Genomic DNA, 11,358 nt, shown 5'->3' with positions numbered 1-11,358 from the left:
GGGGCAGTGCATGAGTCGGATCTGACTCATGCACTGCCCTTTTTTACCTAAATTTCCCACAGGCATACGACAATAAGAAAATACATTGACTTTTTCCATCTGCTTCATATACAATAGATGCACATTGGTCTTGCGCGTTTTCTTCGCAAGGCTTGCTTGAAGGGGGCGCATATCTTGGTAAAGGTGTTGGTCAGCGGAGCTTGCGGCCGCATGGGACAGGCTGTCGTCAAGGCAGTGCTCGCGGATGCGGAGCTTTCCCTCGTCGCTGCTGTCGACGTGCATGGCGGCGGGGATGCGGGAGAGATCGCGGGCTGCGGCAAATGCGGCGTGACGGTGGCGACGGATCTCGCGCAGGCGCTCTTAGAGGCAAAGCCGGACGTCATGGTGGATTTCACGCGGCCGGACGTCGTGTTTTCCAACGCGATGCTCGCCGTGCAGCATGGGGTCTCGCCCGTCATCGGCACGACGGGCATGACGGCGGACGAAAAGGCGCAGCTCGAAGCGCTGTCGTTGGAGAAGAAGACGCCGGTCTTTCTTGCACCGAACTTCGCCATCGGCGCAGTCCTCATGATGCTCATGAGCCAGCAGGCGGCGAAGTATATGCCGCACGTCGAGATCATCGAGCTGCACCATGACAACAAGCTTGATGCGCCGTCGGGCACGGCCTTGCAGACGGCGGAACTGATCAAGGAGGCGCGTGCGTCCGTGCGGCAGGGGCATCCCGATGAGAAGGAGAAGCTTCCGGGCGCACGCGGCGCTGAGGTCGACGGCATGAGGATTCACAGCGTGCGTCTGCCCGGCTTCGTTGCGCATCAGGAGGTCATCTTCGGCGGTCTCGGTCAGACACTGACGATCCGCCATGACTCCATCAACCGCGAGTCGTTCATGCCGGGCGTTGTGCTCGCTTGCAAGAAGGTCAGGGATCTTGCGGGTCTCGTCGTCGGCTTGGAGAAGCTGCTCGATTGATGTCGGCAGGAAAAATTACAGGAGATGGCAGCATGAAGAAATATAATGTGGCAATCATGGGCGCGACGGGCGCCGTGGGGCAGGAATTTCTGAACCTCATCGAGGAGCGCAAGTTCCCATTTGCAGAGCTTCGCTTGCTTGCGTCCTCGCGCTCGGCGGGCAAGAAGATCGCCTTCATGGGCAAGGAATACACGGTAGAGGAGACGCGCGAGGATTCCTTCGAGGGCATTGACATCGCGCTCTTTGCGGGCGGCGGCGCGAGCAAGACATTTGCACCTGCCGCTGTGAAGGCGGGCGCTGTTGCCATTGACAATTCGAGCACGTTCCGCATGGACAAGGATGTGCCGCTCGTCGTGCCCGAGGTCAATCCCGAGGCTTTGAAGGAGCACAAGGGCATCATCGCGAATCCGAATTGCTCGACGATCATCATGGTCATGGCGCTGAAGCCGCTTCGCAATCTCGCGCTCATCAAGCGCGTCGTCGTCTCGACGTATCAGGCCGTTTCGGGCGGCGGCAAGGAGGCGATGGCGGAGCTTGAGGAGCAGGTCGAGGCCATCGTAGCGAAGAAGCCCGTGAAGGCGGAGATCTTGCCGGGCGCATCGCTCAAGAAGCACTATCAGATTGCTTTCAACCTGATTCCGCAGATTGACATCTTCAAGGAAAATCTCTACACGAAGGAAGAAATGAAGATGATCGACGAGACGCGCAAGATTCTTTCTGAGCCTGACTTGCGCGTGACGGCGACGACGGTTCGTGTGCCTGTCTACCGCAGCCATGCGGAGTCGGTCAACATCGAATTTGCGGAAGCGGTCAGCGTCGAGGCAGCGCGAAAGGCGATCGCCGCCTTCCCCGGTGCTGCCCTAAACGACGATCCCGACGAGCAGGCTTACCCGATGCCGCTCTTCACCTCGGGCAAGGACGACGTCGAGGTCGGGCGCATCCGTCTCGATGAATCGGTCGAGCACGGACTGAACCTCTGGGTCTGCGGCGACCAGATCCGCAAGGGCGCGGCGCTCAATGCGCTGCAGATCGCCGAGTACATGATCGAGCATGAGATGATCGGCTGAAGATGCAGATGCGAGCATTTCCGATGGGAGGGACAGCAAGAGATGGTCAGCGATGAAACGATGATGTTCCGCTTCGGCGCGGAAGAGAATAAGGCTGAGGTCATCATTCGCGAAGCCTGCGAAGCGATGGAAGAAAAGGGCTACAATCCGATCAACCAGCTTGTCGGATACCTTCTTTCCGGCGATCCTGCCTATGTGACGAGCTACAAGGAAGCGCGCAGCAAGGTGCGAAAACTGGAGCGCGACGAGCTTTTGGAAGAACTCGTGCATTTCTATATCGAGGCGCATCGGGAGAAGAAGGCGTGAAGAAGCGAGTTCTTGCGCTCGACGTCGGCGACCGTACGATCGGCGTCGCTGCAAGCGATGCGCTCGGTCTCACGGCGCAGGGCGTCGAGACGATTCGGCGCAAGTCGTGGGATAAGGATTTTGCGCGTCTCAAGGAACTGATGGAGATTTACGAGACGGACACCTTCATCGTCGGCTTGCCGAAGAACATGAACGGCACGCAGGGCGAGCGCTGCGACATCGTGCGCGACTTCGCGCAGAGGCTGCAGAAGAAGTTCAAAGGCAGCCAGGTCGTCTTTTGGGACGAGCGGCTTTCGACCGTGGCGGCGGAGCGCTCGCTGATCGCGGCCGACGTGAGCCGCGCCAAGCGGCGCAAGGTCATAGACAAGATGGCGGCCGTGTTCATCTTGCAGGGATATTTGGACAATCTGGGGATGTGCGTCGGCGCAGTCCCAGAAGAGAAATGAGGAAAAAGATATGTCGGACAAGGAAAAAGAAATTCTGGACGAGGATGCGGACGTCATTGTCGAGATGACGGACGAAGAGGGAAATAGCTACTATTACCGCGAGGAAATGATCATCCCTGTCGGCGATGACAAATTCGCGCTGCTCATCGGCATCCATGACGAGGAAGAGGAAGAGGAGCATGCGCACAGCTGCGGTTGCGGCTGCGGCGAGCACGATGAGGACGTCCTCATCGCCAAGGTCGTCATGGGCGATGATGGCGAAGAGGAATACGTCGAGCCTACGGACGAGGAATTTGACGCCGTGCAGCGTGCTTATGATGCGCTGATGGATGACGAAGAGGAAGACTGACGATTCATGCGAGGAAGTGCCGACGCTCATGAGGCGTCGGCTTTTTCTGGTTCTATTCTATACGTTATGGGGATACATTTTGTGTCTAAGTAACATAACCTAAAAAAAGATGTTACGAAGATACATTTTGTATCAACGTAACATCTTTTTTAGCTTGACGGAAAGAAGGTATTTTATGATGCCGGAGGAGTTTATTGTGTATGTCGACAATCTTCCTGATGCCCGCATTGAGAAGCGCACGGCGGAGGAAGTGATCTTTCATTCGCCCAAGAAGAAGTACGCTTGTCCAGCGCCTCGGAAAAACGATCCAGTCCATAAGCAAGAAGAAGGCTCGTTCCGCCTTTCAAGATGAACGTATCGGTTTCCTTGTTGAGTTCTGTCAAGAAATTACGCATGATTTCTATATGACGCATTTGTGCGGTATTCATTCGCCTCTTGCTCCTTTCTGAAAAGAATCCACTTCATTCGATACTCCTTTTCCATGAATCGGTCGATGTCTGTCCAGTGTGCTGTCTCGCGCAGTTTCCAAACTGCGGCAAAAATATCTGCGTCATAAATATCCGTGCAGATATAATCGCGGCGCATGCCTTGTAAATTGGAAAAATCTCCTGCCAAGAGCAGATCAAGGCAGGCTCGGATGTGGTTTGCAATGTAGAAAATCCCTTTTTTGCCCATAAGGCTGTGATGCTGTTCGATCCCTTCCGTGCCAAACGGCGATTTCTCCGTATTCCATAAAGGAATGTTTTCCCATGACAAAGACAGCGTATGCCAATCGCCGCTCGTTTCCAAACGGCACGGAATGTTGAGCGCATGAAGCCCCGATATGTATTTCATGACAATGCTCCTTTCCGTCATAGCACCTGGTTCACTCCCAGTATACAGGAAAATTCGCCCTTTAACAAAGTCTCGTGAAAAAATTCACAGCCGTCGGAAAGTGTGCAGTATTTAAATACTGCAAGCATTTACAATAGAGGAAGAGAGAAAGGGAGGGAAGCAGATGACAGAGGAACTGAAAGAACGTGATCCCGCGCGATGCCTACCCTTACAGGGTTAGCATAAACATGCAGTAGCACGCTCCCACTACCGTCAATATACGCGAAATACTCGTCAGTGTTAAGAATATCGACGGGAACTCTTGGCTATCAACAGGCATGGCACGGTGCAGAAAAAAAAGAAAGACCTCTCGCCCCCTAGCAGGAATTTCACCTGTGATAGGGACGGCGGGAAGACTTTCTACGAGTAGTATACGAGAAATATTCATCCGCGTCAAGGCTGCCGACGGGAAGTCTTGCTATCAGCAGACGTGACATAATCAGAGACAAAAAAGAAGAGCTAACGCCCCAGCGGGGAGTTTACCCCTTGTGGAGCCAGATAACTCTTCTATTGCCACCACTATACGCGAGATTTTCGCCAGTGTCAAGGAAGCCGCAGAAAATTTCTACTATAAGAATGATACAGAGAGAAAAAGCGGGACAGCAGATGACGGAAGAACTGAAAGAACTGCTCGGCAAAGACGGCAGCCGCGTTACAAAGAAGTCGAGAAGGCGCTGCAAGGCGGCAATGCGAGGGCGAAGAGCGCTGCAAGGTCGGTGCAGCGTTTCTCGCCGCTCACGCCGCGACATGGGCAGAGCGCGTATCACGCGCGACAGGGAAGCCTTTCACGGCACAGTACTGGTCGCGCATATCCATAGATTTTATGTACCCGTGCACATAGGAACAGAACTAAAGACAATCCGAATCGTTGCGGAAGAACAGGAAGGCGTCATCACTTTGATGCCAGCAGATGTAAACGTGTATGATGTGCTTCTTGAAGATGTACATACAAACAAAGGAGGAAGCGCTGCTACCTCAACAGGGATTTCACCTGCTGGGAGGCCAGACAACGCTTCCTCTGATACCATTACTATACGCGAAATGCTCGCCGGTGTCAAGGACGCCGACGGGAAAACTTACTATCAGCAACATCAAGAATTCCGAGGACAGATTCAAGGACAGTTCTCCGTGCTGCAAGAAGGCAGCTGTCTCTTCAGCCTCTTTGAAGCAGCCGACGAAAGCACCTTTCTGCATGAGATAGAGCATATCTTTTACGACGATCTCGCGCGTCTCGCGCCTTTCGATGAAGAGACTGCCGAAGACCTTGCCAAGGTCGACGCCTGGGCGAGCTGGTACGAGGGCGCGGCAAAAGAATACGAAGATACGCCGTGGGCGATGGAATTTGCCGCACGCGAACGCGCGATCGAAGATGCAGGACGCGGCAGATAAAGAAAAAGCTGCCCGTTTCTCTCGATCCGCCGGAGTGCAATTCTCCCTCGGGAAAGAAACGAGCTGCCTCATAAGCAAAGTATAAAGATACAAGCGGCTTTCGTCAATATCGACCAATAAAAAAGCTGCCGTTTTCAGCTCCCGCCGGGGTCCAATTCCCCCTGGCAGCCGAAAACAGCAAACCTCTTAATGCAAAGTATAAAGACGAAAAGGGATTTTGTCAATATCGATATAATAAAAAGCTGCCGTTTTCATCCCCCGCCGGGGTCCAATTCCCCATGGCAGATGAAAACAGCAGACTTCTTAATGCAAAGTATAAGGACAGAAAGGGCTTTTGTCAATGGAACATCCGACATATAAAAAGCATCCAAGGAGTGCGATCGGAAAGGGGCAATTCCCTTGACGGAGGCAATTCTTAGATGTTTTGACGAAAGAGGCGTTCCTATCTATCCCAGCCACCTGATAATGCTATCCGCAAATGAGAGGAACGCTCCTTTACAGGGCTACGATAGCAAAGTTTATAGGAAAAGTCAACAAGAAGGTCATAAAGAAAAAGCTGCTCAGTTTCTCACATCCGCCGGGGTCCAATTCCCCCTGGAAGAGCAAACGAACAGCTTCCTTAGCTAGTAGGATAGCCGAAGAAGAGGAGTTTGTCAACACGAAAAAGCACCGATCGAGCCAAGCGCACTACCTCCGCGCGAGGTGTGGGGATTGTGCTCGTCGATGCTTTAACTACGTCGCATTATATCAAAAATTATTCCTCAGAGCAATAATTTCGTGCCTAGAACACATTCAAGTAAAGCATAAGGACATGTCAGAAGAAATATTAAAAAAGATACCTGCGGCGATGGCAGAGCCAATGATGATCTTCAAGTCTCATACCGTCTCCAATTGCATAGTTTTAGCTCTTGACTTAAAGGATAATCAAGGGGTGGATATAATTGTTCCCTTGGAATTGGAAGCCGTAAAAGGCAGGGAAAAAACACATATTATCACATCGATCTATGGGCGCGGTTATGGAAGCGGGAGGACAAGAAGTACAGATCATGTATGGTATATCAATAACGTAATGGGAGGGAGCACGCTGTATGTAAATAAAAGAAAGGCCAAGAACTTTTACCAGTCCGCCAGGCTTCAATTGCCCATGGAGGGTAAAAGGTTCTTTGACCTCTTTGGTTCTAGTATAAAGACCGAAGAAGATCTTGTCAAGTTCAAACTGCAAAAAGAAGAAGAATACAAGGCCGCTGCGGCTCGTGAAGCCGCCAATGAAAAAAACAGTTCCCTTCAAATCCAGCCTGCTGACAAAAGCCACCTACAGCTGAGAGGAACTGCCTCTTATGAACCTATGGTAACGGATTCCATCAAAGCAGTCAACAAGGAGGAAGCTAAAATGACCGCAGGAAATCAAGTCGCCGCATCATATTCCTGCTGAACAACAAAGCCCGCCAAGCTCGCTGATCCAAAATCGCATAAACTATTTTGAAAAAATTTTCACCGTAACTCTTGACAAAGAGCCCTTTTTCTATGCCTGTTGTAATTTTCACGGGTATTGCGTATAATGGGATTGGAAATAGAATGGAAGGGGATGTTTTTTTGCGGCTGCCGGATTTTCTTGCGCCATGGGTCGAGCGCTTCAAGGGGATGCTTTCTGATTCACCTGAGAAAGATAAGGCGGGAAAGAGTCTCGGAACTGCGGCTTTGGCATATCTTGGCAAGGCTCTGGCGCTTTTCCTCATATGTGTGGTGTGGGTGCAGGAAATAGTCCTCTCGTGGGCGAAGAGTCTTTCCTTCGAGGAATTGCGCCGCTTTCCGCCGGAAGATTGGACGGGATATATGAAAAAGTACATTTTGCCGCCTGCGCTTCTTTTTTTCTTGCTGCTCGGGCTCTTTTCTTACGCTCTTTCGCCGGCGACGCCTGTCTCAGAGGAGCAGAGGGACGTCTATGTCACGGTTCGCACAGGCATGAGCGCTGATGATGTGGCAGGAATGCTCGAAAAGCGCGGCGTCATACGCAGCCGCTTCAAGTTCTGGCTGACGGCGAAGATGAACGGCGCGGACGGTGCTTTCAAGGTTGGCACGTATGCGCTCCATACGAACATGGAGCCGCGCGATGTGCTGCAGGCTTTGGTCGAAGGACAGACGGTGCAGGTGCGCTTCACGATTCCCGAGGGCTTCACCGTCGAGGATATCGCCAAGCGCCTCGACGCGAAGGGCATCGTGAAGAAGGAGGAATTCCTGAAGGCGGCGAAGCATTATGCGCCCTACGATTATATAGAAAAGAACGATAAGACGCGCTACTATGCCGAGGGTTTTCTCTTCCCCGATACGTATGAGGTCGACGGCGACATCACGGTTGACGGCATCCTCTCGATGATGTCGCGCGATTTCGATCAGCGGCTCACGCGAAAGATGCGCGAGCGTGCGAAGGAGGAAAACCTGAGCATCTATGAGCTGATCATTCTCGCTTCGCTCGTGGAGAAGGAGGCGCGCTACGAGGAAGACCGCGCAATCATCGCGCAGGTTCTCTTGAAGCGGCTCGCCATCGGCATGCCGCTGCAATCAGATGCGACACTGCAGTACCTGCTCGATGCACCGAAGGAGGATGTGACGCTCAAGGACACGGAGATGGATTCGCCGTACAACACCTACCAGCACCGAGGCCTGCCGCCCGGCCCCGTCGCCAATCCCGGCACGGCGTCCATCGAGGCTGTGCTCTGGCCGGCGAAGACAGACTACCTCTATTTCGTCGCGGACAGGGAGGGGCATAACTATTATTCCCATACATACGAGGAGCACGACGCCATCGTGCAGAAGGTGCGCTAGATGAATTTGACGGAAAATCGTGATCCGTCTTGCCGCGCAGGCGATGGGTGCATGAAAAAGCCGGAGCTTCTTTCCCCCGCGGGCAACTTGGAGAAGCTCAAGATGGCGCTCATCTATGGTGCGGATGCCGTATATCTGGGCGGCAAGAGCTTCGGACTGCGCGCTTTCGGTGGCAACTTCAGCGAGGCGGAGATGGAAGAAGGCGTGCGTTTTGCCCATGCGCTTGGCAGAAAGGTCTATGTGACGCTCAATATCTTCGCGCACAATGCGGATTTGGAGAGGCTTCCGCCGTACCTTTCCTTCCTCGCTGAGATTCATGTCGACGGACTGCTCGTCTCCGACCTTGGCGTCTTCTCGCTTGCGCGTGAGTTTGCTCCCTCTGTGCCGCTTCATATCAGCACGCAGGCGAACAATACGAATTGGGCAACGGTCGACGCTTGGCAGAAACTCGGCGCTGAGCGCGTCGTGCTTGCACGCGAGCTTTCGCGTGCCGAGATCGCCGCGATCCGTGCGCATTCTACGGTTGAGTTGGAGATGTTCGTGCACGGCGCGATGTGCATATCGTATTCGGGGCGCTGCCTCCTGAGCAGCTACCTCACGGGGCGTGATGCGAATCGCGGCGCGTGTGCGCAGGCATGCCGCTGGCGCTACGGGCTTGTGGAGGAGAGTCGCCCCGGCGAGGTCTTTCCCATTGAGGAGGACGAGCGCGGCGCCTACATCATGAATTCCAAGGACTTGTGCCTCTTGCCTTTTTTGCCTGAGCTTTGCGCCATGGGACTCGACAGCTTGAAGATCGAGGGGCGCATGAAGAGCGTCCACTATGCGGCGAGCGTCACAAAGGTCTACCGCGAGGCGATCGACGCCGCCTATGATGAGGGGCGGATGTTCCATCTGCGCGATTCTTGGCTCGAAGAGCTGCAGAAGGTATCGCACCGCATCTACACGAGCGGCTTCTTCGATCATGTGCCCGACGGGGGCGACCAGATCTATGCGAGCGCTTCGTACGAGCAGACGGCGGATTTCATCGGACTCGTGCGCCATTACGATGAAAGGGCGCGCATGGCGACGGTCGAGCAGCGCAACAATATGAAGGTCGGACAGGAGATCGAAGTGTTCCAGCCGACGCGCGAGACGTTCTGCCAGCGCTTGATGGAGATGAGGGACGATGCGGGCGAGCCTGTTTTGACGGCAGCTCACGCGCAGCAGATCGTGCATCTGCGCATGGAGCGGCCCGTTGAGAAATATGCCATCCTGCGCCGCCGCAGGGAGAAAGGGTGAATGTGATGGAAAAGGAAAATGTGCGCTTCTTTGCCAGAGTCGAGGGGCGCGTGCAGGGCGTCGGCTTTCGCTTCTTCGTGCAGCAGAATGCGCTGGAGCTTGGCCTTTGCGGCTGGGTGCGCAACATGGAGGACGGTTCCGTCACGATGGAGGTGCAGGGTCAAGCCGAGGCTGTCGAGGCGCTTTGGAACAGGATTTGGCAGGGCAACGGCTACATCCGTGTCAGCGGTCTTGTCACGGAGGCGCGGGAAACGGCGGATGAGCAGGACTTTGTGATTCGCTATTAAAAAGATGGAAACGATGGGGGGAGAAATCTTGGCGAAAATTTTGGTGCTAAACGGTCCGAATCTCAATCTTCTCGGAAAGCGCGAACCGGAAATCTACGGGGCTGCGACGCTTGCAGACATCAACGAGGTGTTGCGGAAGCGTGCGGCAAAAGCGGGCGCGGCAATCGAGTTCTTTCAGTCGAATCATGAGGGGGCGCTCGTCGATGCCGTGCAAAATGCCGAGGGCAGTACGGACTTCATCTTGCTGAACGCCGCCGCTTTCACGCACTACAGCATTGCTCTGCGCGATGCGATCGCCGCCGTTTCCGTGCCCGTCATCGAGATTCATCTGTCGAACATCCATCGGCGCGAGGAGTTCCGCCATACGTCGGTGCTCGCGCCCGTCGTCATGGGACAGGTTGCGGGATTCGGTGCGGAGAGCTATCTGGGGGCGCTCGAAATCGCTTTGATGAAGCTCGAAGCGAAGGAGAAGGGGGCGAGGCGATGAGCACGGAAAAGCGCGTAGAGCGTCTGCGCACACTCATGAAGGAGAAGGGCGTCGAGGCGATGCTCGTGAGCAAGGTCGTGAACCTGCGCTACTTCAGCGGCTTTACGGGCGACGATTCGCTTCTCCTCATCACGGCGGAGCGCGAATTGCTGCTCACGGATTTTCGCTATATGGAGCAGGCGAAGGCAGAAACCGCTTTCGAGGTTGTCGAGCAGAAGGCGGGGCTTTGGCAGCAGGCGGCGAAAGCGGTGCAGGAGCTTGGCTGCCGCTCGCTGGGCTTCGAGGGAAGAGACGTCGCCTTTGATACGTTCCAGGCATTTCGGAAGCTCTTGCCTTCCTGGCCGGAGGAAAATTTCATCAGTCTTGCGCTTGAGCCGCTGCGCGAGGTCAAGGACGCCGAGGAGATTGCCTGTCTGAAAAAAGCCGTGGAGATCAGCGACCACGCGTTCGACGATGTGCTGCAGTTCCTGCGTCCCGGCATCTCGGAGCGTGCGGTTGCCGCGCATCTGGAGGCGTTCATGCGCGAGCATGGATCGGAACGTCCCGCCTTCACGACGATCGTGGCATCGGGCGTGCGCGGCAGCCTGCCGCATGGAACTGCATCAGAAAAGTTGCTTGTTGCGGGCGAATTTGTTACAATGGATTATGGTGCTGTTTACCAAGGGTATCATTCCGATATCACGCGCACCGTCGTCTTGGGCGAAGCGTCCGAAAAGCACAGGGAAATTTACCACACGGTGCTTGAGGCGCAGATCCTCGGCGTGAAGAGTCTCTATGTCGGCATCCCAGGCAAGGAGGCTGACCGAATCGTGCGCGATTTCCTCACGCAGGAAGGCTATGGCGAGAACTTCGGCCATGGACTCGGTCACAGCGTCGGTCTGGAGATTCACGAAGAGCCTCGCCTGTCGCCGAAGAGCAGGGCGGAGCATCTCGCGGAAGGTACGGTCGTCACTGTGGAGCCGGGCGTCTATCTGCCGGGCTGGGGAGGACTGCGCATCGAGGATACGGTGCTTCTGGAGAAGCGGGGCGGCGTGCCGCTGACGAAGGCGGCAAAGCACCTGATTGAGATAACGCAAGGATAGGTTAC

General features: G+C 54.7%; 14 protein-coding genes and 1 pseudogene. 13 read left to right on the top strand and 2 right to left on the bottom strand.

Annotation, left to right across the window (positions count from 1 at the left end; all coding sequences use genetic code 11):
- Positions 1-174 precede the first annotated feature (174 nt).
- The 6 genes from dapB to HMPREF1153_RS13045 all read left to right on the top strand — a co-directional run bounded on the left by dapB (position 175) and on the right by HMPREF1153_RS13045 (position 3,486).
- Entirely contained in the window at positions 175-966 is a 792-nt protein-coding gene (gene dapB, locus HMPREF1153_RS05970) for a 4-hydroxy-tetrahydrodipicolinate reductase (protein WP_037370041.1), read from the top strand.
- Positions 967-998: 32 nt separating this feature from the next.
- Complete coding sequence (locus tag HMPREF1153_RS05965) at positions 999-2,033, top strand: aspartate-semialdehyde dehydrogenase (protein ID WP_037370039.1); 1,035 nt, start codon at positions 999-1,001, stop codon at positions 2,031-2,033.
- A 42-nt stretch (positions 2,034-2,075) separates the two neighbouring features.
- Entirely contained in the window at positions 2,076-2,339 is a 264-nt protein-coding gene (locus HMPREF1153_RS05960; protein ID WP_006190529.1) for an IreB family regulatory phosphoprotein, read from the top strand.
- Positions 2,336-2,785, top strand: coding sequence for a Holliday junction resolvase RuvX (gene ruvX / locus HMPREF1153_RS05955; RefSeq protein WP_009646098.1), 450 nt, complete (start codon positions 2,336-2,338; stop codon positions 2,783-2,785). Before HMPREF1153_RS05960 ends, ruvX begins: the two co-directional genes overlap by 4 nt.
- 10 nt (positions 2,786-2,795) lie before the next feature.
- A complete protein-coding gene (locus tag HMPREF1153_RS05950) occupies positions 2,796-3,134 on the top strand; it encodes a DUF1292 domain-containing protein (protein WP_009646095.1) in 339 nt (112 codons plus the stop codon).
- 175 nt (positions 3,135-3,309) lie between these two features.
- Positions 3,310-3,486 carry a hypothetical protein gene (locus HMPREF1153_RS13045; protein WP_009646102.1) on the top strand — a complete coding sequence of 59 codons (177 nt, stop codon included), beginning with the start codon at positions 3,310-3,312 and terminating at the stop codon, positions 3,484-3,486.
- Here HMPREF1153_RS13045 and HMPREF1153_RS13040 read toward each other — a convergent pair.
- Positions 3,461-3,529: pseudogene (locus HMPREF1153_RS13040) on the bottom strand (nucleotidyl transferase AbiEii/AbiGii toxin family protein); the annotation flags it as partial. The gene HMPREF1153_RS13045 and the pseudogene HMPREF1153_RS13040 overlap by 26 nt on opposite strands.
- Positions 3,522-3,890 carry a hypothetical protein gene (locus tag HMPREF1153_RS05945; RefSeq protein ID WP_232208223.1) on the bottom strand — a complete coding sequence of 123 codons (369 nt, stop codon included), beginning with the start codon at positions 3,888-3,890 and terminating at the stop codon, positions 3,522-3,524. The pseudogene HMPREF1153_RS13040 and the gene HMPREF1153_RS05945, both read right to left, overlap by 8 nt.
- A gap of 693 nt (positions 3,891-4,583) precedes the next feature.
- On the opposite strand from HMPREF1153_RS05945, the gene HMPREF1153_RS13035 reads away from it, so the two are divergent.
- From HMPREF1153_RS13035 to HMPREF1153_RS05910, 7 genes are all read left to right on the top strand, one after another.
- On the top strand, positions 4,584-5,396 hold the full coding sequence (locus tag HMPREF1153_RS13035) for a hypothetical protein (protein ID WP_232208221.1): 813 nt from the start codon (positions 4,584-4,586) through the stop codon (positions 5,394-5,396).
- Between the two features lie 478 nt (positions 5,397-5,874).
- Positions 5,875-6,828, top strand: coding sequence for a MuF-C-terminal domain-containing protein (locus HMPREF1153_RS12900; protein WP_009646058.1), 954 nt, complete (start codon positions 5,875-5,877; stop codon positions 6,826-6,828).
- A gap of 143 nt (positions 6,829-6,971) precedes the next feature.
- Positions 6,972-8,219: an endolytic transglycosylase MltG gene (gene mltG / locus HMPREF1153_RS05930; RefSeq protein ID WP_009646045.1), complete on the top strand. Its 1,248-nt coding sequence runs from the start codon at positions 6,972-6,974 to the stop codon at positions 8,217-8,219.
- Positions 8,220-9,497, top strand: a complete 1,278-nt coding sequence (locus HMPREF1153_RS05925) for a peptidase U32 family protein (RefSeq protein ID WP_009646050.1) — start codon at positions 8,220-8,222, stop codon at positions 9,495-9,497.
- A 5-nt stretch (positions 9,498-9,502) separates the two neighbouring features.
- Positions 9,503-9,784, top strand: coding sequence for an acylphosphatase (locus HMPREF1153_RS05920; protein ID WP_037370034.1), 282 nt, complete (start codon positions 9,503-9,505; stop codon positions 9,782-9,784).
- A gap of 28 nt (positions 9,785-9,812) precedes the next feature.
- The gene (gene aroQ / locus HMPREF1153_RS05915; protein WP_037370067.1) at positions 9,813-10,271 is read left to right on the top strand and encodes a type II 3-dehydroquinate dehydratase; all 459 of its coding nucleotides are present in this window, start codon (positions 9,813-9,815) and stop codon (positions 10,269-10,271) included.
- Positions 10,268-11,353, top strand: coding sequence for a M24 family metallopeptidase (locus HMPREF1153_RS05910; RefSeq protein ID WP_009646070.1), 1,086 nt, complete (start codon positions 10,268-10,270; stop codon positions 11,351-11,353). The genes aroQ and HMPREF1153_RS05910 overlap by 4 nt, the downstream gene beginning before the upstream one ends.
- Positions 11,354-11,358: the final 5 nt, after the last annotated feature.

This window comes from Selenomonas sp. CM52, assembly GCF_000292955.1.
Classification (GTDB): Bacteria; Bacillota; Negativicutes; order Selenomonadales; family Selenomonadaceae; genus Selenomonas.
This window is presented reverse-complemented; position numbering and strand designations above follow the sequence as displayed.